Source organism: Spirosoma fluminis (genome assembly GCF_054778895.1).
Genome location: NZ_BAAGZD010000006.1, coordinates 1 through 23,479, shown reverse-complemented (window position 1 = coordinate 23,479; position 23,479 = coordinate 1). Strand labels below are relative to the sequence as shown.

The following is a 23,479-nucleotide window of genomic DNA, read 5'->3' as shown; positions in this document are numbered from 1 at the left end:
GTCAGCAACTTATTCACAAACTACGTCAGTTATAACATCACCGGCTGGCCAGTTCGCACTGACTCGTCGCAGGCGAAAGCGATCCGCAGGCTGTTTACGGCATCCTGCATGTGATCGGTCAGGTCAATGTCTTCCTGGATGGCTTTCAGGAAATAGCGTTGTTCGCGGTTGCACAGCTCCTGGTGATCGGGCTCGTCCTGCATATCAATCCAGGTATCAGCTTCGGCAAACTGATCGTCCGGATTCAATTTAGCGCGGTGCACCCGCAGCGATTCCGTCTTCGTGTGTGAATCAACATTGTCCGATTTACCAGCGGCCCCAGCGTTTTTAGCCACAATCGACACGCAGCCATCCGGCCCTATTACGTCTTTCACGAAAAAGGCGGTTTCGCTCATCATCGGTCCCCAACCCGCTTCGTACCAACCGACCGAACCGTCTTCAAAGCGAATCTGTAACTGGCCGTAATTGTAGTTGTCGGCCGGAATGTCGTTGGTTAACCGGGCACCGATGGCATTCACCTGAAGCGGTTTCGAGCGGGTCATCTGGCACATTACGTCGATGTAGTGTACACCACAGTCGACGATTGGGCTCAGCGATTTCATCAGGTTGCGGTGAACGGTCCACATGGTTCCGTGGCTTTGCTGGTTGAGGTTCATCCGCATCACCAGCGGCTTACCAAGGCTCCGGGCCACTTCAACAAACTTTTCCCAGGAGGGATGATGGCGCAGAATGTAGCCAACCACCAGTTTTTTACCGGCCTTATTGGCGGCTTCTAAAACACGCTTAGCGCCTTCAACCGTATCGGCAACGGGTTTTTCGATGAAGACATGGCAACCCTGTTCAAAGGCCATGATGGCGAAGGCTTCGTGCGTATCGGGATACGTTGAAATGCAAACGGCATCAGGCTTCGTTTCGGCCAGGGCTGTGGCGTAATCACTGAACAGGGGATAACCGCCCCCCAGCTTTTCGTTGAGTACTTCTTTACTTTTTCCGGTGGATACGATTCCACAAATCTGAAAACCGTCCAGCAATTGATACGCCTGTGCGTGCGACGCGCCCATGTTACCGCAACCGACAACAAGGACCCGAATCGGGGTTGTACTTGACATGAGAATTGATGTTGACTCGCGAATGAAAGAATGCTGATGGACAAAAATAAGCAACACCCCGAACAGAGGCACTATACCACTGTTCGGAGTTGATGCTTTACGGCCGCCAGGTACTGGTTAGCGGGTTTATTTTTTGTTCGACGCAGCCGACGCTTTTGAGCTGGCGACCGGTCTTTTATAAGCGATCCGGAACAGTGTTCCGTTCATGTCGTCCGTTACGTAGAGCGAACCGTCGGGGCCCTGCGCCAGTCCGCAGGGGCGGTGCTGAACCGGACCGGTTGGTTTGACGAGATCTGTTCCGGCGAAGTTATCAGCAAAAACCTCCCAGTTACCCGACGGCTTCCCGTTTTTGAAAGGCACAAAGGCAACCATATACCCTTTGTGCAACTCGGCCGACTGGCTGTGGAAAGCAACGAACGCGCCATTCCGGTATTTCTCCGGAAACGCCGTACCCGTGTAAAACAGCAGGCCGTTTGGTCCTAAGTGCGCCGGAAAGGCAGCGACTGGATTGATGGTTTTCCCGCCCCCGGTTTTCTTGCCGTCACCACCGTATTCAGGGGCTACGATTTTCTTTTTCTGGATGTGATCGTAGTAGATGTACGGCCAGCCGGCATCATCGCCCTTATGCACTTCGTACATCGTCTCGGCCGGCAATTCAGCACTTTGCTTCGCCGTGTAGTATTGTGGATAAAAGTCATGGAACTGGCCCCGCCCGTGCTGTACGACAAACAGCGAGTTGGTTTTGGCGTTCCAATCAAGGCCAACTACGTTCTTTAAGCCGGTTGCGTAACGAACACCATCAGAAAAGGCCTGATTCGGTTTGTTTGCTTTGAACTGCCAGATACCAGCCGCCGAATCGAGCAACGGGCAGGGCATCATACCTTTCCCGGTTCCGGCTTCGCGGCACGCGTCATTATCCGACGCAATATTTACGTAGATATTGTCTTTATCGTCAATGGCAATCGACTTCGACTGGTCCCGGGTTTTCACGCGCAGCCCGGATACCAGCAACTCGGGTTGGTCGGGGCTGCTAACCTCGCCTTTGTCGTTTAGCTTATATCGATAAACACCTGAGTTTGACGATGCGTAGAGGTAGCCGTTTTTAATATAGATTCCGGTACCGGGGTAATCGCCGAAACCAACGCGCTCGTCAATAACCCCGTCTTTATCGGTATCCCGCAAACGGTAAATGCCTTTACCATCTTTCAGCTTTCCCAGCTTTACGTAGATATCGCCGGATTTAGTCACGGCGATGTGCCGCGTAGCGCCTAAGTCTTCGGCCACAATCGTGGCGGCAAAACCAGCGGGCAATTTCAGGTCGGCGGCCGCGATTGCGTTCTTTTTGGTAGGTACCGGGCGAGGATGTTTGCCGGCATGCGTAGCGCCCAGACTGCTCAAAGCGGTCAGACCTGCCAGCAGGCAGGTGAGCGTCAACGAAGGTTTATTCATACATTGGTTTAATTGGGCACAGCAAGCTGCGAGGGAGTTTACGTCACCCTTAGTAAGCGATTTTGGGGTGGAAAATACTAGCGGGTAGCCCCGAAAACTAATGAATAAGCGTAATGGACCCCTGCTGCTGTTTGTGACTCACGGTGTTACGTTGCCGCAAGTCGTAATTGACCCGCCAGGCATAGACCCCGCTCGGGCAAAGCAGATTCTGATACAGCCCATCCCAACGGAAAGGCTCGGTACTGGTCTGGAAAATAACCTCGCCCCAGCGGTTGAAAACCGCTAAGGACGTAATCGTAATGTCGCCACAGCCATACGGCAAAAAAACGTCGTTTATGCCGTCGACATTTGGGGTGAAGCTGTTGGGCGCGTAAATCACGCAATCACAGTCGCCATAGCCGACCTCAACCGAATCAGTAACGGTGGCACAATCGTTACGGACGCTCGCCCGGTAAACACCCGAACTTTTCACCACCCGCTCGGCCGAGGTAATGCCATCCTGCCAGCTGAACGTCCCTTCGGCATAAGTGGGGTTGATGGTAAAGACCTCCGCCCCACAAAGCTCTCTGTTCGGACCAAGCTCCAACTGCGGCCGACGAATGAACCGAACCTGAATTGTATCTTTTACCACACAACTCGCCTGCGTTACCTGTACGTTGTACTGCCCCGACTGACTGACCTGGTACGTGTTTTGCGACGATCCATCCTGCCAGCGGTAGGTAGCGGCTCCGGGTGGCACACTGAGCGTAATGGACTGTTCATTGCAGAGGGTCGTGTCGGGGCCCAGGTCAAAATCAAGGCTATATTCGACGTTAATCGTATCGGAGACAACCTTACAGGGTGTCGTTGCGGTAACCCAGTATTTACCGGGCCGGGTCACTAAAAATGTAGACGACCGGCTGCCATCCTGCCAGCGGTATTCGGTAGCGCCGGGGGTTTCTCCGTTTAACAGATATGTACTTTTCCGGCCGCATAAGGTAGTGTCTTTGCCCAGGTCAAGCCGGATTGGAACCAGTGATACGTCATCAACGAAGACGTAATAAAAGCCCAGAAAAGCGGGTAGTTGATTAAAGCTACCAATCGTTACGTAACGCTCGGTTCCTGAAGCTCTGATGTAGCCTGTTATGGCCTCCCATCGAGATGGAGCCGTGATTGTTTTCGACTGTGCATCCACAATTTGCGGTCTCACGCCCAGCAGCCCTTTATCCTTTCTGACAAGGGGGGCATCTGAAAAGTAAGCTCCGAGCGTCTGAGGGACATATTGGTTTGGAGTTACCGACGCTACGTACATTCGAAAGAAATAGCACTCGCCGGCTTCCAAAGGCTTTGTCAGCGGTGTTCCCATATACTCGGCCCATCCCTGATCGAAAAAGAAGCGGCCTAACCCTTGCCCGGTTCGGGGCGGTATCACAATCTGGTTGGTTGGAAAACACTGATTGTAAAAATCGGGAGTTGCCTGATTAGGGTTGTACCAGGGAGCGGCTTCGCTGAGCAGATTGTCCTGACGGGGGCAGTTGTCGTAGGTTTCAAAGCTTCCGTTCGGAATGAACTCCTGACTCATCGCCACGCCGGGCAGCAGCGCGAACAGCCAAAAAATCGTCCGAATCAGCGTTCCTGACATAGTGGGAGGTTTGCAGCTCTGCGTTCAGATACAATGCAACTTTGTTGAGCAACTAAGCCTCTAAATTACGTGATTTATAGCGAACTAAGATCTGATTCAAGGTAAGATATGGCTATTACCTCCATGAATTGTTCGCCACGTCCGGTACGTAGCGTCACCTCATCACCGACCCGCTTTCCCTGCATCGCGCGGGCAATGGGGGCCGTGAACGCAACCCGCCCCTGTGCAGCATCAGCCTCATCAACGCCGACAATGGTGATCTGACGTTCTGCGTCGGTAGCGGTCGTGCCCGATGCTCCGGCCTGCCGGGTTCGCAACGTAACGCTTGCCCCGAAACGAACCTCGTCGTGCGGCTGCGTGTGGGCATCGACGAGCTTGGCACTGGCGATACGCTGGTTGAGGGCACCGATACGTCCATTCAGTTCAGCCAGCTGCCGCGTTCGGTCACTGTCGTCCACGTCACCGGCTTGCCGATGCGCCCGTTCTGTTTCCAGTTCACTCAGCTCGGTTCGCAACAGGGCGAGACCACGGGGCGTAACATAGTTTGGAACACCGGGCGGTAAGGGTGCCCGCGCCGGAATCACAACCGGATCATCGGCCGTTTCGTTTTTTAAGAATGCCCTGCTCATACGGATATTCGCTTTCTCTTAAAACGATACCAGCAAGCGGTTGTTTAGCATCAACAGACTACGCAACGCGATGGGGTTGCGTTGGAGCATCGCGATCGGGAGCGTGTAATCTTCTGCAGCAACTTTGCAAATGGATTTGATACCTGCCCTGTCGTGTAACCATGTGCCGCAAGCCGACCATTGTTACACGACAGGAAGTCGAAACTACGGCTTCACCTCGCGGAAGTCGAGCTGCTGGATAAGGGCTGGATGTTCGGGTGTTAAGGTAAAAAACACGTCGATGTTCGCCTTTTCACCTTCCAGCAGAAAATGGCCTCGTAGCTGATTTTCGGGGATTAATTCCCCTACCTTCTTAATCGGTCCAACCTTCGCGTAGAGTTCCTGAAGCGTTTTCCAACGCCGTTCCGCCGACTGGTCGGGAAAGAAGTTCTCGGCGAAGATGCCGCTCTTTTCGGCGTTCGTCCAGTCAGGCAGCAGCTTTACAAGCTCAGCTTTGCGTTGGTTCAGAATAGGCGAAACGGGCAACTGGCGCGGTTTTAACCCAGCTATCGACACCAGCGTATCGAGCACAGCGGTGTTGACGCCCCCGGTTCCGGCGTAGGTCAGGTTGGCGTACGAAATAACCCCGATTCCGTATTCGGGCAAAATGCGCCATTGGCTGCCGAAACCCGGCAAACCGCCACTGTGACCGACGTTCACTTTGCCTTCGCAGTTCTTACCCCAGCCTAGTCCGTAGCCGTAAGCCGTTGTGGTAGGGCAAACCTTTCCCGAAGGCGTTTTGGCCTCCGGATACAGGCCTGAGAACATCCACGGCTGCTGCATTTCGCGTACCGAACTGCGTTTAACGGGCGGTCCGTCGCTACGGCCATTGTCGGCGTCGCTGCGGGGTGGCCACGCGGCCAGATGCAGGGCAACGTATTTGCTGAAATCCTCAATCGACGTAATCAGACCACCCATTGCCCCCCAGGAGCCATCGTGCAAAAGCGCTTCTTCAACCCACTGACCATCGACGTATCGGTATCCATGCGCCAGCAGATCGGCGGGAGCTTTTGTATATTCCCAAACGGTCTGGTTCATGCCTAATGGCTTCAGGATGGTTTCGGTGATATACTGCTGATAGGGCTTACCCGATACGTTCGTGATGATGTTGCCCAGCATGGCAAAACCCAGGTTGCTGTACTCGTACGCTACGCCCGGCGCGTTGGAATTCGTCAGCCCCCCTTTAATGAGATTAATCAAGTCGGCGTCCGAATCGGCAAGCTGACGATCTCCCCAGGGGTTATCCTCGGGGAAACCGGCCGAATGGGTCATCAGGTTGCGGATCGTTATCAACGGCGAATCGGCGGTGAGGTACGTCATCTGCTTCATGGCAGGAATGTACTGCTCAACCGGATCGTCGAGCCGCAGTTTGCCCTGATCCCGCAGGTGTAGAATAGCCATAGCCGTCAGGCTCTTGGTCATGGAGGCAATCCGGAAGAGCGACTTAGGTGTAGCCGGTGTCTTTTTCGCTACGTCGGTATAGCCTGTACTACCGGCATACACCAGCTTTCCATCGACCACAATGCCATAGGCTAAAGCCGGAAAATTGCGCCGGGCTGCGTGGTCCTTGAAGAGCTTGTCAATAACGGGAAAGGCCGCTTCAATCTTCTTCAGCCGGTCGGCATCGGCAAACACAGGTGGCTGATACGTACTAACCGACGTAACAGTCCGGGAGGGCGCCCGGCCACTGGCAGATTTGGTCTGAGCGTGGGTGCCCAACGTAGCAAACAGGAAAAGACTGACAGGAAGTATTCGTTTGATCATGGCCTACGAGAATAAGGGCCAAGATAAGCGATTGCTGCCTAAAGACGCGCCTGGCGGCAAAGCGATTAACTTAAACCCCTAATTAGACGTACTACGTAGCGAATTCCTGGCATTGATCGATTACTCGTCTATTGGCAAGTACGTACAAGGCGGTACCCTGCCCCGGCTGGCTGGTGGCGGTGATGGCTCCGGTTTATAGCCCAGCCAGTTTTTGAAGCGGGGTGACATCTCAATGCGGTTCGCGGCCGGATCAATGACAAACGTACCCAACTCCGCCAGATCGACCGCCTGCCACAGGTCTTGCTCAGCTTCTTTTAACTTTTGCCGGGCAAGCACCCTGCCCGAACTATCGACGGCCATTCTGAGGCTTTCTAAGTGGCGGGACGTCTAAACGGTTCACCCGGTGAGCAAGCCGTAAAATTATGTAGTCGGCTGGTTATCAATCGTTCCAGGCAACGCCCAATCATCAGCGTCCGTCGTTAAACACCTGAATTAGTTTTAACAGTCAATATACTGGATCTGTTGAACGAGGCCCTATTTTAATATAGCGTATGAAAAACAATACTATTAATATTATGCTGAAGATCAGGCAGATTATTCGCTTGATTAACTAGTCGCTCGTCAATATGCTCCGGAGGAATGGTCAGCTTAAACCCGTCGGTATCGATTACCCAGGCCTGGTGAATCAGCCAGTCCAGCGATTTAAAAGCACTCAAAAACTCGAGGGCATGGTTGAGGTTACGTACCTTATACGAACCGTAGCGCCAACTCGCTCCGGCTTGCATTTTGGTGTTTAACGGAGACGGTGAAGGCTCACTTACCGCAAAATAGAGCATAGGCCGGCTGGCAGATGTTTCCATAACGAAAGAACTAAACAACGTAAACAGACCTTACGGGAGGTATTCGGTGCAGGACCTAAATATATTGTAACTATAAGGAGAATCTTCTGTGAAACCCAAAATCTGATTTACTGGCCTGTGGTCAGCTGTCTGTACGTATGGATTTGCCGTCGTCCGCTTTCTAACCTACCATGCTATTGAGTAGACCGTAGCCCATGGGTTTGCTTTCGATTTCCAGCAGTACTCATTTTTACTGATTCGACATTCGAACACATTTCACACGCTGCAAGTCAAGAGAACCTACAAGTGAAGTTTCATCCCTTCGTGTGAGGCAATAAAGCCTAGTGACTCATAAAATCGCTTCGCTTCAGGTCGTTTCTTATCCGTCGTTAGCTGAACAAGGTGGGCCCCTTTTTCCTTTGCCCGCTGAATGGCGTACTCAAAAAGCTGGGTTCCTATCCCCTGCCCTCGGTACGTTGCTTTGACACGAACCGCTTCAATCTGCGCCCGTATGCCACCCTGATGCGTTAGGTACTGAATAAAGCTTAGCTGACATGTCGCAACGATTTCCTGATTGACTTCAACAACGGTCAACTCCTGCTGCCTGTCGCTGGCAATGATTCTAAACGCCTGTCGGTAAGCATCCAGCGACGACGTATCAACGGCTTCGCGCTGCGCTCCTAAGGGATCATCGGCCAGCATACTGACAATATCGGTCAGGTCCGACTCCTGGGCCAATCTATAGGTTAGTTCCATACTTTACGATACGTATTACATTACTCACCAGCCAATTCGTTTCGTTTGAAGCGACTAGCAAAATGCGTTCATTTTGCCTGCCAGACCGACCCCGTTTAGCTTGTTTTGACCGTTCATTCCTCTATGTTTCAGTGTCGCAATTACCCCGCCAAATTGCCGGAATTGTCCCCCCTGTTCGGGCAGAAATGAGCCTACCTTAGCCTTATAAAACTAAACGCAAGGATCATGAAAACGACGAAAGTAGTGTACTGGATAGTAACCGGATTGATGGCAGCCGTGCTGGGCCTGGGCTCTGTTTTCGATGCCATGTCGGCACCTGAGGCCGTTGCACACGTAACGCAGCTGGGTTATCCCGCCTACCTGGTTCCGTTTCTGGGCGTAGCGAAATTATTGGGCATTGTGGCGATCCTGATTCCGGGTTATCTACGACTCAAAGAATGGGCCTACGCTGGTTTACTGTTCGACCTGATTGGGGCCATTTACTCACATATTTCGGTCGGCGCCGGACTCACTATGGGCCTGCCGCTTCTGATCCTGGTACTTCTGGTAGTAAGTTCTTACGTCTATCACCACAAACTAATTCGGTCAGCCGACGTAAACATCCCTCAATCCGTTAGTATGGCGGGAGCGCGGTAAGGCAGGAGCAGCCTGGACGGATGCTTACCAAACGTTCACCCTACGTATAGAACCGGTTCGGCGCTATGGTTTCTGGGTGCAGTCTACAGTTTTGGAAACGGTTGATCCGCCACCGGGCGTTGCCAGCGAGTTAGCCAGCTTATACTGTTCCATATTCGACTTACCGCACTGAATGACCGTATCCCGCGTAATAGCATTAGGACTAGTCGCCGATACGTATCGGGATGTGGTTGTAACACATTCGTAACAGACATCATCCTTCTTACAGCCGATCATCAGGACGAGCACGCCAAAACGTAATACTTTAGTAATCATAAATAAAGTTTATCGATTGCAACAAAGCTAAGCATATGTGGAGAAACCCGCTAAACGGTGGAGCCTGATAAGCAGCAAGAACTTCTTTTGTTTACTAACGTTCCGAAGCAGTACGTAGCGTATTCGTTTCTATTTCTTTCGAACTATCTGCTTTTTCACAGAAAACGCCAGGTAAAGAGTTTCGGCTCTGCCTGGCGTTTGTTCATGTAGCTGTCTGCTTATCATGTCTGATCGGTACGCCGAACGTTGGCGATTACGGAACACTAGGCCCGACCGTTACAGGAGCGATATAACCCGGTTGGCACTGGGTGTCGGCGTGTTCGTGGCCACATCAATGCCCCGCGTCTCAACGGACGTACCATCAGTAATTTCCAGCGTGTAGTGGCCGTCTGGCAATTTGTTTACGTCGAAACGGCCCCGGAACTGGCTTTGCTTTTTGGCGATTGATTCGGTCGCAACTACGCGGCCTTTTTCATCAACTAATCGAATCTGCACGGTCTGACCTTTCTCTTTATCAATCGCTACGCGGATGCTGCTGGTTGTCGATACGTACACGGAGGACTGGAACGAAGCTGGAGCCGTAGCCTTATCGTCAGACGTAGCGAAGGCGTTGGTAGTCAAAGCAATAAGAAAGGAAGCGAATAGCGTTTTCATTGTGATTGTTGTTAAAGGTTGGCCTTGTGGCAGATTTAGTTTTCAGATCGGATCGGGGGCGATTGGTTGTGCCCGATTGATGAGTCAAAACTATAGCGAGCCACCGGCACGTGCTACGGATATTGGTTGAATTCGACCTTTCCCGTGAAGAATGGTCGTTTTTGGCACTTGAACTGTTTCGGGCGTCGGACGGGCAAAACCGTTTACTAACTGACGTGGAAATTGGGGCGCGTTAAGCTATCCAGGTCTGGGAGAAACCCAATAATTTTGTGGCCGATCAATCCTGTCTTACCGAACTGGTACGTTACGTTGAGCTGATTATTTCCGGTTTAATTCAGCTTATTACGGCCATATTGCCTAATCCTGTTAGCCAGTTTGTTTACTTTCTTTCAAGACGTTTTTAATACACAGCATTACAAGTGAACACTACAATGAATTACAAACTAGTCATTTTCGATTTTGATGGTACGTTAGCCGACTCGTTTCCTTATTTCCTGCGCACCGTGAATGTATTGGCTAGAAAATACAATTTTGAACAAATTGAGCTGGAGCAGGTCGACCAGTTACGTGGACTTGATGCGCGTCAGATGATGAAGCACAGTAAGCTTCCTGCCTGGAAGATTCCGTTTGTGGCCCGGTCGTTTATTCAGTTGATGGCCCAGGATATTGACCAGATTACGTTGTTTGCAGGTATCCCGGCTTTGTTAGAGCAACTGTCAGCGCAGGACGTTCAGCTGGCAATCGTGAGTTCGAACTCCGCCGAAAACGTTCGTCGGGTGTTAGGCCCCCGTCATGCTGCCCTCATCAACCACTATGAATGTGGTTCGGCTTTGTTCGGCAAACCGCGCAAATTCAAAAAAGTAATAACGAAAAGTGGCGTTACGTCGGCCGAAACCCTTTGCATCGGCGATGAGATTCGGGATATTGAAGCCGCCAGCAAAGCATCTTTAACCTTTGGCGGGGTTGCCTGGGGCTACACCCGCGCCGACATTCTACAAGCGCAGTCGAACACGCTGTTTTTTGCCTCAGTAGACGAAATTCTGTCGACGGTGCTTGGCGATGCGAAAACGAACTAACAAATCTATACGGGCTGGCTCCTGGCTATTTTTTGCTGAACACCTGTTTGTTACACCCTGAAGATTAGTGCGCTACGTACCTCACTTACCGAGTGTAAGCTGAGCACCGGCGGCAAACGCCAACCGCCCACCGGCTTCGTACTGCACCTGATGCGCCTGCCCAATTGCACTCGGACCAATGGTCAGCGCGTGCCGAACGGTTGCTTTATCGTTCAACGTCGGAACCCGCCCGCATGACCATACCGTAGCGTCGTGCCAGTTGCCATCGTTTATGGTCTGGCAGGCAGTACCCGTATAAATCACTTTGAAAACGCTACCGGCGACGCGGCTTGCGTAATACAGATTCCCGTCGGGGCCAACCGTAACGCTGAGGGCGTTGCCGGGCACATTGGTGGCAAACGAAGATCGGACCGCTGCCGGACCCGACAGATCGAGTACGTTGATCCAGTTGCTGCAAAAGTCCTGAAAGAAATACGTACCGATGTAGCTGGCGGGGTACGTAGTGGACGCAGGATTGAAAAATACTCCGCCCGTAATGGCGCAACCGGTTCCGTCGCCCCCGCCATGCGTATAGGCGTAGACCGGGTTCTTAAACGCTGGATTTGTGCTGACGCCCTCCGCCAAAGGCCAGCCGAAGTTGGCTCCGGCGGTCGTGGCGTCGTTGATTTCTTCCCAGACTTCCTGCCCCACATCGTTCACGAAAAGGCGGCCCGTTCCGGGTTGCACCGCCAACGTGTAGGGGTTTCGCAGGCCATACGCCCAGATTCGTTGCCGGGCTTCATTGCCGTCCGTAAAAGGGTTACCCGCCGGTACGCTCCCATCCGGATTAATCCGTAATACCTTGCCCAGATAATTAGTCAGATCCTGCGCGTGGGGCGGGTAGGCATTTTCGCCAACACCCACGTATAGCTTTTTATCGGCTCCGAACACCATCGAGCCGCCATTATGATTGGTGGCTCTACTGAGCGAATTCAGCTCCAGAATGATTGACTCGCTGCCCGCCAGCGCTACGTCGCCGTTGGCCGTGAACCGACTGATTCGATTATGAACTGCTGCGGCCCCCGCCGGGACGGTGTAATACAGATAGATGAAATTGTTGGTGGCAAAATCGGGATCGAAGGCAATGCCCAGCAAGCCCCGTTCGCCAACCGCTTCAACCGGAAGCTGAAGGAATGGGTTGGGAAGCAGCGTACCGTTTTTAACGACGCGTAGTACGCCATTCTGCTGCGCGATGAACAGACGCCCATCGGGAGCAAATACAATAACGGTTGGTGCACCTAATCCACTCGCCACCGCTACCTGGCTAAAGTTAGCGGGTAAAGTTTGTCCGGGGCTAACCCGAGCCAGCAGGAGCAAAGCAACAAACAAACCCGATAACCAGCCGAATCGCTCCAAAATAGATTTGCGTGGATGGATCGACCACGGTGTACGGACGTGACTAGTTTTCATAACCCGGAGTACCATTTATTCCTAATCTGCATTGAAACTTCGTTCGTTTCGGAAACGCTTAGCGGTTTCAGCTACGCTTAAGTTTACGAAATCTCAAAAACCTATCCAACTAATAGTTATCTATTGCCCCAATCAGATTTATACTGCTCCGTTAATTCTCATTACACTATCCATTGCTAATGACAGAATGAGGTTGGGTTTGCTGCTTAAAATCCGGCCAATCCCGGCTGCGTATCGGGAGGCTGCTTTGTTTTCAGGAAGACATACCCTTAATTTCACCCTTTTCCCGAACCTACTATGTGTAAATTCGTCTGTATCTATCTTTCTTTTCTGCTGTCTCTCAGCATCCCCGCCATTGCCCAGCAGAAGACTAACCCGGCAACTAAAAAATCGACGGATACGCCTTGGTGGAAGCAGAACAACCTGCGCGTTATTCAAACCAATCTGCCCGCCTACGAAGCCGCTACTCTGAATCCGGACTCACTGCTGCAAGATCTTAAGCAGGCTTCGGCCAATACGTTGCTGATCAACGCGGGCGGTATTATGGCCTTTTTTCCGACTCAGCTCGACTTTCACTACACCAATCCATACATGAAGCCCAACATGCTGGGCGACGTTATCAGCAAATGCCACCAGAATGGAATTCGGGTAATTGTGCGGTTTGACTTCAGCCGTGTCCACGAAAGCATTTTCAAGGCTCATCCCGACTGGTGTTACGTATCGCCCAAAGGCGAACGGATCATCAATACGGATATGTATGTCGTGTCGATCAACGCGCCCTACGTACAGGATCGGGCATTCCGCATCATCGAAGAAGTGATGAACCGGTACCCAATCGACGGTATTTTTCTGAACATGCCCGGCTACCAAGTCAATAACCCGTACGAAGGCAAATACCACGGTATCGACCAGAATGAGTATGATAAAAAACGCTTCGCCGAGTACAGTAATGGCCTGACGCTGCCGGTCGAGGAAAACAAAGCCGATCCAATCTTTCAGAAATACCAGGAATTCAAAAAGTTTACGACCGAAGCGTGGTCAAAACGGCTCCATGAACTGGTTCACGCGAAGAGTAATCAGATTGCCATCTGTACCTATTCCGACAAATACGTCGATATCATCCGGCACGAATCCCAGTCGAACACGAGCCTGCCCTACTGGCCCTATACCGCTTCGGACAACGTAAACAACGCGGTGCACTCCTTTCCCGATCACGTAATCAGCAACGCCAGCATTCAGCAGATTTCGTTTCAGTCGCGCTACAATGCGGTTGAACCCGAAGAAGTGGCCATACGGCTCTATGAAAATATTGCCAATGGTTCCGGCCTCGACATGAGTATGATGGGCGATATGCGCGGCTACGAAGACGAGCGGAATTATGACATCATCCGGCAGATTTATGCCTACCACAAAAAGCATGAGCCGTATTTTGGCCGCTATACGTCCGTGGCGAACATCGCCGTGATCGCGCCAGGCTCCTGGCCCAGTGGAGAGCCGATGCAGGAATACCGGGGCATTCAGCTGATGCTGAAAGAAGCGCATATTCCGTTCGACGTTATCGAAGACGCTCAGCTTGGGAAACTGGCTCAGCAACTGAAAAAATACAGGCTGCTGATTTTACCGGAGATTACGTACCTCAACGCCGAATCGGTTCGGGTGCTCAGAGAAGCCAGTCGCCAGGGAACGAGCCTGATTGCCACCAACCGGACGCTCTTCGACCAGCCCGAAGTGCTGGCTGAACTGTTCGGGGCCAAAGTCGTGACTAAAGATCACGACGGTACTGGGTTCTACCTCAATCCGGATAACAAGGCTGTGTTCAAGCGATTCCGGCAGCAAAAGATGCTTTTCTGGAAGTTCAATCTGGGCTTGTATGACTTCAAAGGAGCGGACGCTACGTATCTGCCGATCCTGGCGAAAGGCCGACCCGGACCGCCGGAGATCATTGGCGGCCACGATCCAACCGGTTATCAGGCCATGGCGCTAAAGCAGTACGGCCCAAGCAAGAACATTATCCTGCCCATAAACCTCGGCCGATTGTATTATATGCACGGCTATCAGGAACACAAAAATCTGCTTCTGGATGCCATTGACCTCATTTTGCCCGACGCCCATTCCCTGGTAACGACCAACGCACCGGAGCGTGTTGAAGTGATTTTGCAGGAGTACCGTAAAAATGTACCGGGCACGGCAGATAAAAAAACCGCCGATGGACTGATTCTGCACCTGGTCAATCTCACCGGCTTCAGTGGCACTACGTACTTTGCGCCGTTACCGCTCTACGACCTTACGTTCCAGGTACGTAGTGATTTCAACCCAGCGAAGGTGTTCTCGATGGCTACGGGTCAGCCGATAAAGTTTACGTGGGAAAAGGGTCTGGTGAAGTTTACGCTGAAAAAATTAGAGCGCTTTGATGGCCTGGTGATGGATCGCTGATCGCTTCGTCCAGTATGCGTTACGTATCATTCCGGTTAAAGCTTACTTCTCTCCTGCTAATTTGTCGTCAACATGCAACGAAGAACATTCATAAAAACCTCGGGCGCTCTGGCCACTGCCTTAAGTGCACCATTTGCTGACCTGCACGCATTACCATTTCAGCAGGTCAGCAAAAACAAGTTACCCAAGTGGAAAGGCTTTAACCTGCTGGACTTCTTTTCGCCGAACCCAGCGTCTACACGTCGGCCTACGACCAAAGAACAGCTACAGTGGCTGAGTGACTGGGGCTTCGATTTCGTTCGCATCCCCATCGCTTACCCGTACTACCTCAATTTTGACCGGAGCCGAAATATTCTGCCCGACGAAGTATACCACATTGACGAGCGGGCTGTCGACCGTATCGCTACGTTGGTCGAACTGGCGCATCAGCAAAAAATACACGTCAGTCTGAACCTCCACCGCGCTCCTGGTTATTGCATCAATGCCGGATTCAACGAACCCTATAACCTGTGGACCGACCAATCAGCGCTGGACGCCTTCTGTTTTCACTGGAATATGTGGGCAAAACTGTATAAAAATGTTTCTTCTCAAAAGATCAGCTTCGACCTCCTCAACGAGCCGAGTATGCGGGCCGACATGAACGATCAGCATTCGAAGCGCAGCTCGGTACCCGGCGACGCTTATCGAAAACTGGCGCTGGCGGCTTCTCAGGCGATCCGGAAAGAAAACCCGAATCATCTCATCATCGCCGATGGAAACAATGTGGGAAACTCAGTCATCCCGGAAATCACGGATCTGAACATCGCGCAGAGCTGCCGGGGGTATCATCCGGGCATTATTTCTCACTACAAAGCGCCCTGGGCTAATAAGGACCCGGATCATCTGCCGACGCCTACATGGCCAGGGCAGGTTGGCGATCAGTACCTGAGCCGACAGATGCTCGAAACGTATTACAAGCCCTGGATCGATTTAGTCAAACAAGGGGTTGGTGTTCACTGTGGCGAATGTGGCAGCTGGAACAAAACGCCCCACGACGTATTTCTGGCCTGGTTTGGCGATGTGCTCGATATTCTGTCGAGCAATGGCATTGGCTTTGCGCTCTGGGAGTATATCGGCGACTTCGGTATTCTGGACTCTAAACGCACCGACGTAGCGTACGAAGACTGGCACGGTCATAAACTAGACCGTAAACTCTTGAACTTGCTGATGAAATACTGAGAATCCTGTTGGTGCGGCTATTCGAACTCGAGGGACAGATACGTGCAGGGGGCCTGGCCGGTATTCTGGACCGAATACGTTACGTCGGCTCCTATAAACACAACATCACCCGCCTGCGCCTTGTGCGATACGCCATCAATCGTAGCGAGAACCGAATTTTCCCTTATGACTATCACTTTTATGGCGGACTTGGCTGGGGACGTATTGCCGGATGCCCCCGGAGCAAGCGTTGCCCTATCAACCTTAAGGCGTTTGGCCATTATGGTCCCCCCCTCGAACAGTGGGCGAATACTGCTTTGGCTGAGAGAACCGGGAGCTACCTCACGCCCGTCGACCCAGAATGAGCCGCCAGCCAGCCGGTACAAGTCCAGATCGGGCACTTCGTTCGACGTGGACCGCAGAACGTAGTACGTCAGCGGTTGCGTACTTTTGTTGTCTATCCGGAAAAAATCACCGGGCATTACGATGACCACGCTGCCCGGCCCGAGCGTTTTTTTTGTCTGATCGAGGGTCAGAGCCAGTTCGCCTTCTTTAACTATGAGCAAAGCCTCTTCATCAAGCTGTTGGTCAGGCTGCGCGGGCTGATTGGCGGGCACCGTTATCGCCTGAAGACTTAGAGCCGAAAAACCCTTCGCTGTTCCCTCCAGGAATATCCGTTCGGCATAACCCGTCTGGTCTCCGACCGGCGCTTCACCCCAGGTGTACATCGTTGAGGCAACGACCTGCGAAAAAGCGGAACGCCCAATCAAAACGAATATCCAGAACAACAGGGCGGGTTTCATAAACGTCGGGGAAGTGTGATTGATCCAGAAAGCAGCTACGCGCTTTAACCTAACCACAGCAAAAAATAGTGATGAACTAAGTCCCGAAAATTAGGCATAAAAAAGCCTCAGCAATAAATTCGCTGAGGTAAGTGAAGCACAACAGATCTAGAACGCTTCGTTTGAGCTTTTATTGTGCAGGATGAAATGGGGTTCATGCTATTTTTCACAATAATTTTCGTCATATAACGAAACAAGGAGGTAGGTACCTCAGCCTGTCGTCTGCACTGCTGTATGCCCTCACTTGCCCATCGGATCAATGAATTCGTACGGTCGCCCTTTTGCAGCTGACCACCCCAGATGCTGCCTAAATACATATAGCCGTTGCCGTTTGGGTCCCGTAATCATTCCCTCCGGTTATCCCTCATCACGATTTATCATATCCTTAAAAGCGCCTTCAACTCTAGCTTTGCCCTCGAATTATTCACGTCACTAGCTCGTTCTAAAGTATGGGGCTTACGGGACAACTGCTGTATAAAAGGTGTCTTAGGCCTCATTTTTGAACTTCGTAAACAACATGGTTACTACAGATATTTGCATCATTGGCGCGGGCCCGGTGGGTCTGTTTGCCGTTTTTGAAGCGGGGCTGCTAAAAATGCGCTGTCATTTGATCGACGCCTTACCACAGGTTGGCGGTCAGCTTTCCGAGATTTATCCGCAAAAACCGATCTACGATATTCCGGGTTATCCGTCCATCAATGCCCAGGTGCTGGTCGACAATCTGATGGAGCAGATTGAGCCATTCCATCCGACCTTTACGTTAGGCGAACGGGTAGAAACGCTGGAGCGCCAGCCCGACGAGTCCTTTATCATCACAACGAACGATGGAACAGCCGTACATAGCCAGGTCGTTGTGATTGCGGGTGGTCTGGGCTGTTTTGAGCCTCGTAAGCCAGAAATCGAAAACCTGGAGCAGTTTGAAGGTAGGGGCGTAGCTTATATGGTCAAAAATCCTGAGCAGTTGCGCGATCGTCGGGTCGTGCTGGCGGGCGGTGGCGACTCCGCTCTCGACTGGACTGTTTTCTTAGCCAACGTAGCGCAGGAAGTTACGCTCGTTCACCGGAGCGATACGTTCCGGGGTGCTCCCGATTCGGCTGAAAAGGTGTTCGAATTGGCGAAAGAAGGCAAAATCAACCTGGTTTTGCAATCGAATATTACCAGCATTCATGGCAACGGGCACCTGCAGGAGGTCAGCATCACGGCGAAAGACAAGACCGTAACAAACCTCCCTGCCGATAACCTGATTCCCTTGTTTGGCCTTACGCCAAAGCTGGGACCGATTGCGGACTGGGGACTCAATATTGACAAAGCAGCAATTACCGTTGATACGACTGATTATTCGACCAATGTCGAGCGGATCTACGCGATTGGTGATATCAATACGTATCCCGGCAAGCTCAAGTTGATTTTGTGTGGGTTCCACGAAGCCGCCCTGATGTGCCAGAGCGCCTTTAGATACGTGTATCCGAATCAGAAATTAAGCTTTAAATACACGACCGTCAACGGCGTACCAACATTCTAACTACTCATCAGGTAATCATGCATTGTAAATGATAAATGACTACCTGACGGCAAGCAATGACATGATAAATTTCATAGTAGAAGACCGTAACGGCGAACGCCAGCCTCTAGAAATTCCGGAAGGTATCAATCTGAGCCTGATGGAAGTGCTGAAAGCGTCGGAATACAATATTCTGGCAACCTGCGGGGGCATAGCACTTTGCGCAACCTGCCACGTTCAGGTACTGGAAGGTTTCGACGCTTTACCCGCAGCCCAAGATGCCGAGTTAGATATGCTCGACACCCTCCCCGACGCTGGTTTTGACAGCCGGCTTGCGTGCCAGATTCGGGTCGATGAGTCGCTGGAGGGTGGTATATTCAGAATTCGGGGCGAAGAACAATAAGCGTTTATCCCATCGAAGGATGAAAAAAGGAGGTCGTTTATGACCTCCTTTTTCATGAGTTACAGGTACGTATTCATTCCATTGTTACGTATCGTAGCCGCTTACTCAACTTCTACAATCAGTTCAATTTCTACTGCATAATTGGAGGGAAGCGATCCCATACCCACCGCCGACCGGGCATGTTTGCCTTTTTCGCCGAATACCGCTACCAGCAGATCAGAACACCCGTCAATTACCTTAGGCTGATCGACAAAATCAGGCGTAGAGTTTACAAACCCAGTCACTTTAACAATCCGCTTAACCCGGTTAAGAGCACCAATTTCAGCCTTCAGCGTCGACAGTAGTCCTACAGTCGCAATTTTGGCGGCTTCGTAGCCTTGTTCAACGGTTACATCTTTCCCTAGCTTTCCCGTAATCCCTGAGCCATCGGCCCGAGTGGATACGTGTCCGGCCAGGAATACAAGATTTCCCGTCTGCACAGCTTTTACGTAATTAGCCAACGGTTTACTGGGCGGGTACAACGTAATACCCAGGCTTTTTAAATTTTGTTCGGGTGTTTGCGACATGGCTGTCTGCCCTACCAAAATCAAGGCAAACAACAGACTACTACGCAGGAGAAGCATTATAAATAATAAGTAGATAAGGTCGTTAACGACGTAGCGAACGAAGTAGGTGAATGATCTGGGTAGCTCCGTTAATCAAAGCCTTTTTTTCATCACAATAAACTCCAGAGGTTGCCTGGGTAAGCCAAAACGGGGGTTGTCCATCGGAAACGGTTGAACTTCGCCCGTTCGCTCATACCCTCGTCGTTCGTACCAGCTAATCAGTTCGTGCCGCTGCGAGATCACGGTCATGGTCACATGCTGGCACCCCTGCGCAAGGGCTACTTGCTCAGCCGCCGACAGCAATTGTTTACCAATACCGTTGGCCTGCGCTTCGGGCGAAACGGTCAGCATACCTAAATAAAGTTCATCTGCTTTTTTCTCCAGGTACACGCACCCGAGCAGTTGCCCATCCTTTTCATAGTTGAGAATAGTGGCCGCAGGGTTTTGTAACATAGCCCGCAACCCATCTTCATCGGTTCGAATGCCGCCGAGTAAGTCAGCTTCGGTTGTCCAGCCTTTCCGGGAGCTATCTCCCCGATACGCACTGTTTACCAGGCCATTCAAGGCCGGAATATCCTGTTCGATAGAAGCTCTAATCAATTCAGTGTTCATAGCGGGCAAAGATATTCACCAGCCCGGCACAATCGTATACACGACGGAAAAGATAGCGTTAAGATGTACGCCTGTTTGTCCGCAAGTGAACAGTTCTCGTCCGGATACGTACAACTGTATCGAAGTGGTGCATTTTTAATTTATTGGTAGTCAGAATCTTAACTAACTGGCACAACGTTTGGATTACCCTAAACGAACAGTAAACAACCAAACGTCTCCAGACTTTAAACACTACACGCTCATGTTCCCGACATTCACTACACTAGTTAGTTCAATTCTTCTAAGCACGGCTACGTTGATGAACCCCACTAACCCAAAGGCGCTGTCTTTTAATACCAGTGCTTTTGTAACCGTTAATAACCAGATCCGTCTTTCCGTCGCCAAGGCAGTCGATACGCCTGTTATTATTCTGCTTCGCAATCAGCAAAACGAGGTATTATATCAGCAGAAGCTCGGCAAAAAGCATGAAAACTACGCAATTCTGTTCCACTTGAACGACCTGACTGACGGCGAGTACGAAATTGAGGTGAAATCCGCCGAGGGAAGCATACGTAAACAACTAAAAATAGCGACGGCTCCGGTTCAGGCGGCCGCCCGTCTGGTTGCGATTCAGTAAACGTACCATCTGAACATAATGCTTAAACGAAAAGCGCCAGGAAATCTTTCCTGGCGCTTTTCGTTTAAGCATTACGCGAGTTTTTTATGATACGCCTTTGAATATATTTTCCTCAACGAAAGGCTGACTGCGTAACCGCTTACCCGTTGCTTTAAAAATTGCGTTAGCAACGGCTCCCCCTGCTGGGGGCAGCGACGGTTCGCCTAAACCCGTAGGCTCAATTCCATTATCCACAAAGTGAACTTCTACTTCGGGTATTTCATTGAGCCGAATCAGGCGAAATTCATTGAAATTCTTCTGTTCGGGAATTCCGTCTTTGAACGTAATGTTGCCGTACATAGCGTGCCCAATTCCGTCGACGATACAACCCGCGACTTGCTGCCGGGCTCCGCTCTGATTGATGACAACACCGCAATCAGCGACTGAATACACTTTTTGCAGAACTGGTTTTCCTTTTTCCATCACCACTTCGCCCACCTGCGCCACGTAGGAACGGTGCGAAAAGTAGACGCTGAAGCCTTGTGACACGGGCCGCCCGTCCGAACTTTTTTTCTTACCCCAGCCAGATTTCTCAGCGGCTAGCTGAATTACCCCTTTCATCCGGTCGATGTCGTATTTAATAGCACCGACTGGCTTTTGCTTAGCTTTATCGAGTAATTCCAGCCGGAACTGAACCGGGTCTTTACCAGCAGCCTGCGCAACTTCATCAATGAACGATTGCTCAGCGAAGGCCAAGAAATTTGTGATTGGAGCCCGCCAGGGACCGGTTGTAATTGGCGATTTATGGTCAACACTATCGATCAGCAGGTTGTCTACCGCTCCCGAGGGGAAGTTATCTTCGCGAGTAGAATTACCAGCATTAATGCTTACCCCACGCAGCTTATAGCCGATCATGTTGCCCTGTTCGTCCAGAGCAGCCTCAAAGCGATACCGAACGGCCGGTCGGTAGCTACCGCCGGTCATGTCGTCTTCACGCGTCCAGATCAGTTTTACCGGTGCCTTTACCAGCTTCGATACCTGTACAGCTTCAATAACGTAATCCGCCTTTAACCGACGCCCAAATCCACCGCCCATTCGCGTTAGCTCAACGGTTACCTTATCGGGTGATATACCTAGCAGCTTGGCCGTTTCATTACGGGCCAGTTCTGGTGTCTGCGTTGGACCAATCAATTCTACCCCATCGGGTCGCACATGGGCAAAAAAGTTCATGGGCTCCAACGGATTGTGAGGCAGAAATGGGCACTGGTACTCAGCAGCGACTACCTTGGCTGCTCCTTTAAACGCAGCATCAACATCCCCGTCTTTACGTCGAACGGTAGCTTCTTTACTATCGAGCAGTTCTTTAAACAACCGATTATGATCAGCCGTGCTTTCAAGAGTATCGGCTTTCTCCCACTCTATTTTCAGCGCGTCTTTGGCTTTTTTTACCTGCCAGGTAGATTTACCAACGACCGCAACGTTATTGTCGAACGTAACAACATCGACAATACCAGACATCGTTTTAGCAACTTTCGAGTCAACAGATTTAAGCTTGTAACCGAACCCAGGGCGCTGAATCATGGCGAACAGCATTCCGTCGCGGTAAACGTCTAATCCGAACAAAGGCTTACCCGTTATGATTTTCGGATTATCTACGTTCTTTACAGTACTGCCTATCAGCTTAAAATCTTTCTGATCTTTCAACTTCACATTGGCCGGTACGGCTACCTGAGAAGCTTCTGTTGCCAACTCACCGTAGCTTAATTTACGATTACTCGACGTATGTAGTACAAATCCTTTATCTGTTAAGCATTCCGAAGTCGGCACATTCCATCGTTTAGCGGCTGCTTCCATCAACATCAATCGAGCCGTAGCACCTGCTTTGCGCAGCCGTTCCCAGGAATGCGGTATGGAACCACTTCCCCCGGCGACCTGACGTTCAAACTTTTTCGTGTCCAAAGGAGCCTGCTCAACAACTACCTTTGTCCAGTCAGCATCTAACTCTTCGGCAACAATAATCGGGAAAGCGGTTTTTATCCCCTGTCCCACTTCCGGGTTAGGCGAAAAAATTGTGATAATCCCCTCAGAATTTATTGAAAGGTAGCTGTTGAAATCAGTACCTGCGGCAACTCCTCCGGCAGGCAGCACCGCCGATGTAGCGGCTTCAGATTCGAGCCAGTTAAATCCAATTAACAGACCGCCCCCGGCTGCAGCCGCAAGCTTCAAAAAATTTCTCCGGCTTGGGTTAGATAGGGTTTGCATCATTATTTGGCTTTAGTGGTTTTCGTTGTTGCTGTAGAGGCTACGGCTACTTTAACGGCTTCACGGATGCGATGATACGTGCCACACCGACATAGATTACCTGTCATGGTAGCATCAATCTGCTCAGTAGTTGGTTTCGGAGTTCGTTTTAACAAAGCAGCTGCCGTCATAATCTGGCCAGCCTGACAATATCCGCATTGAGGTACATCGACCTTATCCCAGGCAAGTTGCACAGGATGATCACCATTTTTCGATAAACCTTCGATGGTAGTAACTTTACCCGTGCCGACTGCAGATACTGGTAGCACACAAGAGCGAGTAGCTTCTCCGTTTAGATGCACTGTACAAGCTCCGCATTGAGCAATGCCACAGCCATATTTAGTACCAACAAGTCCAAAATGATCACGAAGTACCCAAAGAAGTGGTGTATCAGGCTCAACATCGGCTTGATAGCTTTTACCATTTACTTGTAGTTTGAAAAGAGCCATCGGTCTGACAGGGTTTAATATGAAGCAAGATACAAAATAATGATAAAACGGCTTGTACACATACACTCTGTTTCTTCACAAAACCCTATAAACGGCGATAGCCCACCCCTTCCGGGATGGGCTATCGCCTTTACAATGACACCAGGTGGCACCTTCCTACTCTCCCGCTTGTGACAGCAGTACCATCGGCAGTACGGGGCTTAAC

Annotated in this window: 23 protein-coding genes; 7 read left to right on the top strand and 16 right to left on the bottom strand. The window is 51.1% G+C overall.

What is annotated here, in order from left to right:
* Nucleotides 1-29 precede the first annotated feature (29 nt).
* The 8 genes from ACYVBJ_RS10740 to ACYVBJ_RS10705 form a co-directional block, all read right to left on the bottom strand.
* The gene (locus tag ACYVBJ_RS10740; protein WP_460982298.1) at nt 30-1,109 is read right to left on the bottom strand and encodes a Gfo/Idh/MocA family protein; all 1,080 of its coding nucleotides are present in this window, start codon (nt 1,107-1,109) and stop codon (nt 30-32) included.
* A 126-nt stretch (nt 1,110-1,235) separates the two neighbouring features.
* Nucleotides 1,236-2,558 carry a PQQ-dependent sugar dehydrogenase gene (locus ACYVBJ_RS10735; protein ID WP_460982297.1) on the bottom strand — a complete coding sequence of 441 codons (1,323 nt, stop codon included), beginning with the start codon at nt 2,556-2,558 and terminating at the stop codon, nt 1,236-1,238.
* A 97-nt stretch (nt 2,559-2,655) separates the two neighbouring features.
* Nucleotides 2,656-4,179 (bottom strand): T9SS type B sorting domain-containing protein, encoded by a 1,524-nt coding sequence (locus ACYVBJ_RS10730; RefSeq protein ID WP_460982296.1) that lies wholly within the window; start codon nt 4,177-4,179, stop codon nt 2,656-2,658.
* 74 nt (nt 4,180-4,253) lie between these two features.
* Entirely contained in the window at nt 4,254-4,808 is a 555-nt protein-coding gene (locus ACYVBJ_RS10725; protein WP_460982295.1) for a GreA/GreB family elongation factor, read from the bottom strand.
* Nucleotides 4,809-5,012: 204 nt separating this feature from the next.
* Nucleotides 5,013-6,611, bottom strand: a complete 1,599-nt coding sequence (locus ACYVBJ_RS10720) for a serine hydrolase domain-containing protein (protein WP_460982294.1) — start codon at nt 6,609-6,611, stop codon at nt 5,013-5,015.
* Nucleotides 6,612-6,731: 120 nt separating this feature from the next.
* On the bottom strand, nt 6,732-6,971 hold the full coding sequence (locus ACYVBJ_RS10715; RefSeq protein ID WP_460982293.1) for a hypothetical protein: 240 nt from the start codon (nt 6,969-6,971) through the stop codon (nt 6,732-6,734).
* A gap of 179 nt (nt 6,972-7,150) precedes the next feature.
* Nucleotides 7,151-7,471, bottom strand: coding sequence for a hypothetical protein (locus ACYVBJ_RS10710; RefSeq protein WP_460982292.1), 321 nt, complete (start codon nt 7,469-7,471; stop codon nt 7,151-7,153).
* Nucleotides 7,472-7,750: 279 nt separating this feature from the next.
* Nucleotides 7,751-8,206: a GNAT family N-acetyltransferase gene (locus tag ACYVBJ_RS10705; protein ID WP_460982291.1), complete on the bottom strand. Its 456-nt coding sequence runs from the start codon at nt 8,204-8,206 to the stop codon at nt 7,751-7,753.
* Between the two features lie 225 nt (nt 8,207-8,431).
* Here ACYVBJ_RS10705 and ACYVBJ_RS10700 point away from each other — a divergent pair, with 225 nt between their 5' ends.
* On the top strand, nt 8,432-8,842 hold the full coding sequence (locus ACYVBJ_RS10700) for a DoxX family protein (RefSeq protein ID WP_460982290.1): 411 nt from the start codon (nt 8,432-8,434) through the stop codon (nt 8,840-8,842).
* A 63-nt stretch (nt 8,843-8,905) separates the two neighbouring features.
* Here the strand turns inward: ACYVBJ_RS10700 and ACYVBJ_RS10695 are convergent, their stop codons facing one another.
* Together ACYVBJ_RS10695 and ACYVBJ_RS10690 are read right to left on the bottom strand one after the other, a co-directional pair.
* Nucleotides 8,906-9,157, bottom strand: a complete 252-nt coding sequence (locus tag ACYVBJ_RS10695) for a hypothetical protein (protein WP_460982289.1) — start codon at nt 9,155-9,157, stop codon at nt 8,906-8,908.
* A 276-nt stretch (nt 9,158-9,433) separates the two neighbouring features.
* Nucleotides 9,434-9,811, bottom strand: a complete 378-nt coding sequence (locus ACYVBJ_RS10690; protein WP_460982288.1) for a T9SS type A sorting domain-containing protein — start codon at nt 9,809-9,811, stop codon at nt 9,434-9,436.
* Between the two features lie 431 nt (nt 9,812-10,242).
* Between ACYVBJ_RS10690 and ACYVBJ_RS10685 the strand changes: the two genes are divergently transcribed.
* On the top strand, nt 10,243-10,887 hold the full coding sequence (locus ACYVBJ_RS10685) for an HAD hydrolase-like protein (RefSeq protein WP_460982287.1): 645 nt from the start codon (nt 10,243-10,245) through the stop codon (nt 10,885-10,887).
* 81 nt (nt 10,888-10,968) lie between these two features.
* On the opposite strand, the gene ACYVBJ_RS10680 is transcribed toward ACYVBJ_RS10685, so the two are convergent.
* Nucleotides 10,969-12,336, bottom strand: a complete 1,368-nt coding sequence (locus ACYVBJ_RS10680; protein ID WP_460982286.1) for a PQQ-dependent sugar dehydrogenase — start codon at nt 12,334-12,336, stop codon at nt 10,969-10,971.
* Between the two features lie 297 nt (nt 12,337-12,633).
* Between ACYVBJ_RS10680 and ACYVBJ_RS10675 the strand changes: the two genes are divergently transcribed.
* Both ACYVBJ_RS10675 and ACYVBJ_RS10670 read left to right on the top strand, forming a co-directional pair.
* On the top strand, nt 12,634-14,769 hold the full coding sequence (locus tag ACYVBJ_RS10675; protein ID WP_460982285.1) for an alpha-amylase family protein: 2,136 nt from the start codon (nt 12,634-12,636) through the stop codon (nt 14,767-14,769).
* Between the two features lie 72 nt (nt 14,770-14,841).
* Nucleotides 14,842-15,987, top strand: coding sequence for a glycoside hydrolase family 5 protein (locus tag ACYVBJ_RS10670; RefSeq protein WP_460982284.1), 1,146 nt, complete (start codon nt 14,842-14,844; stop codon nt 15,985-15,987).
* 17 nt (nt 15,988-16,004) lie between these two features.
* On the opposite strand, the gene ACYVBJ_RS10665 is transcribed toward ACYVBJ_RS10670, so the two are convergent.
* A complete protein-coding gene (locus ACYVBJ_RS10665; RefSeq protein WP_460982283.1) occupies nt 16,005-16,769 on the bottom strand; it encodes a cupin domain-containing protein in 765 nt (254 codons plus the stop codon).
* A 556-nt stretch (nt 16,770-17,325) separates the two neighbouring features.
* Here ACYVBJ_RS10665 and ACYVBJ_RS10660 point away from each other — a divergent pair.
* Both ACYVBJ_RS10660 and ACYVBJ_RS10655 read left to right on the top strand, forming a co-directional pair.
* Complete coding sequence (locus ACYVBJ_RS10660) at nt 17,326-18,330, top strand: NAD(P)/FAD-dependent oxidoreductase (protein ID WP_460982282.1); 1,005 nt, start codon at nt 17,326-17,328, stop codon at nt 18,328-18,330.
* A gap of 61 nt (nt 18,331-18,391) precedes the next feature.
* The gene (locus tag ACYVBJ_RS10655) at nt 18,392-18,712 is read left to right on the top strand and encodes a 2Fe-2S iron-sulfur cluster-binding protein (RefSeq protein ID WP_460982281.1); all 321 of its coding nucleotides are present in this window, start codon (nt 18,392-18,394) and stop codon (nt 18,710-18,712) included.
* A 101-nt stretch (nt 18,713-18,813) separates the two neighbouring features.
* On the opposite strand, the gene ACYVBJ_RS10650 is transcribed toward ACYVBJ_RS10655, so the two are convergent.
* The gene (locus ACYVBJ_RS10650; protein ID WP_460982280.1) at nt 18,814-19,335 is read right to left on the bottom strand and encodes a RidA family protein; all 522 of its coding nucleotides are present in this window, start codon (nt 19,333-19,335) and stop codon (nt 18,814-18,816) included.
* 75 nt (nt 19,336-19,410) lie between these two features.
* The gene (locus ACYVBJ_RS10645) at nt 19,411-19,929 is read right to left on the bottom strand and encodes a GNAT family N-acetyltransferase (protein WP_460982279.1); all 519 of its coding nucleotides are present in this window, start codon (nt 19,927-19,929) and stop codon (nt 19,411-19,413) included.
* Nucleotides 19,930-20,170: 241 nt separating this feature from the next.
* Between ACYVBJ_RS10645 and ACYVBJ_RS10640 the strand changes: the two genes are divergently transcribed.
* Nucleotides 20,171-20,545, top strand: a complete 375-nt coding sequence (locus tag ACYVBJ_RS10640) for a hypothetical protein (protein WP_460982278.1) — start codon at nt 20,171-20,173, stop codon at nt 20,543-20,545.
* 84 nt (nt 20,546-20,629) lie between these two features.
* On the opposite strand, the gene ACYVBJ_RS10635 is transcribed toward ACYVBJ_RS10640, so the two are convergent.
* The gene (locus tag ACYVBJ_RS10635; RefSeq protein WP_460982453.1) at nt 20,630-22,786 is read right to left on the bottom strand and encodes a xanthine dehydrogenase family protein molybdopterin-binding subunit; all 2,157 of its coding nucleotides are present in this window, start codon (nt 22,784-22,786) and stop codon (nt 20,630-20,632) included.
* Between the two features lie 2 nt (nt 22,787-22,788).
* Nucleotides 22,789-23,274 (bottom strand): (2Fe-2S)-binding protein, encoded by a 486-nt coding sequence (locus ACYVBJ_RS10630; protein WP_460982277.1) that lies wholly within the window; start codon nt 23,272-23,274, stop codon nt 22,789-22,791.
* Nucleotides 23,275-23,479 lie beyond the last annotated feature (205 nt).

Coding starts and splice junctions, on each gene's coding strand:
- ACYVBJ_RS10650 (WP_460982280.1), bottom strand. CDS start 19,335: ATGCTTCTCCTGCGTAGTAGTCTGTTGTTTGCCTTGATTTTGGTAGGG.
- ACYVBJ_RS10630 (WP_460982277.1), bottom strand. CDS start 23,274: ATGGCTCTTTTCAAACTACAAGTAAATGGTAAAAGCTATCAAGCCGAT.
- ACYVBJ_RS10640 (WP_460982278.1), top strand. CDS start 20,171: ATGTTCCCGACATTCACTACACTAGTTAGTTCAATTCTTCTAAGCACG.
- ACYVBJ_RS10680 (WP_460982286.1), bottom strand. CDS start 12,336: ATGAAAACTAGTCACGTCCGTACACCGTGGTCGATCCATCCACGCAAA.
- ACYVBJ_RS10655 (WP_460982281.1), top strand. CDS start 18,392: ATGATAAATTTCATAGTAGAAGACCGTAACGGCGAACGCCAGCCTCTA.
- ACYVBJ_RS10740 (WP_460982298.1), bottom strand. CDS start 1,109: ATGTCAAGTACAACCCCGATTCGGGTCCTTGTTGTCGGTTGCGGTAAC.
- ACYVBJ_RS10730 (WP_460982296.1), bottom strand. CDS start 4,179: ATGTCAGGAACGCTGATTCGGACGATTTTTTGGCTGTTCGCGCTGCTG.
- ACYVBJ_RS10635 (WP_460982453.1), bottom strand. CDS start 22,786: ATGCAAACCCTATCTAACCCAAGCCGGAGAAATTTTTTGAAGCTTGCG.
- ACYVBJ_RS10690 (WP_460982288.1), bottom strand. CDS start 9,811: ATGAAAACGCTATTCGCTTCCTTTCTTATTGCTTTGACTACCAACGCC.
- ACYVBJ_RS10700 (WP_460982290.1), top strand. CDS start 8,432: ATGAAAACGACGAAAGTAGTGTACTGGATAGTAACCGGATTGATGGCA.
- ACYVBJ_RS10715 (WP_460982293.1), bottom strand. CDS start 6,971: ATGGCCGTCGATAGTTCGGGCAGGGTGCTTGCCCGGCAAAAGTTAAAA.
- ACYVBJ_RS10645 (WP_460982279.1), bottom strand. CDS start 19,929: ATGAACACTGAATTGATTAGAGCTTCTATCGAACAGGATATTCCGGCC.
- ACYVBJ_RS10735 (WP_460982297.1), bottom strand. CDS start 2,558: ATGAATAAACCTTCGTTGACGCTCACCTGCCTGCTGGCAGGTCTGACC.
- ACYVBJ_RS10665 (WP_460982283.1), bottom strand. CDS start 16,769: ATGAAACCCGCCCTGTTGTTCTGGATATTCGTTTTGATTGGGCGTTCC.
- ACYVBJ_RS10670 (WP_460982284.1), top strand. CDS start 14,842: ATGCAACGAAGAACATTCATAAAAACCTCGGGCGCTCTGGCCACTGCC.
- ACYVBJ_RS10705 (WP_460982291.1), bottom strand. CDS start 8,206: ATGGAACTAACCTATAGATTGGCCCAGGAGTCGGACCTGACCGATATT.
- ACYVBJ_RS10725 (WP_460982295.1), bottom strand. CDS start 4,808: ATGAGCAGGGCATTCTTAAAAAACGAAACGGCCGATGATCCGGTTGTG.
- ACYVBJ_RS10710 (WP_460982292.1), bottom strand. CDS start 7,471: ATGGAAACATCTGCCAGCCGGCCTATGCTCTATTTTGCGGTAAGTGAG.
- ACYVBJ_RS10685 (WP_460982287.1), top strand. CDS start 10,243: ATGAATTACAAACTAGTCATTTTCGATTTTGATGGTACGTTAGCCGAC.
- ACYVBJ_RS10720 (WP_460982294.1), bottom strand. CDS start 6,611: ATGATCAAACGAATACTTCCTGTCAGTCTTTTCCTGTTTGCTACGTTG.
- ACYVBJ_RS10660 (WP_460982282.1), top strand. CDS start 17,326: ATGGTTACTACAGATATTTGCATCATTGGCGCGGGCCCGGTGGGTCTG.
- ACYVBJ_RS10675 (WP_460982285.1), top strand. CDS start 12,634: ATGTGTAAATTCGTCTGTATCTATCTTTCTTTTCTGCTGTCTCTCAGC.
- ACYVBJ_RS10695 (WP_460982289.1), bottom strand. CDS start 9,157: ATGATTACTAAAGTATTACGTTTTGGCGTGCTCGTCCTGATGATCGGC.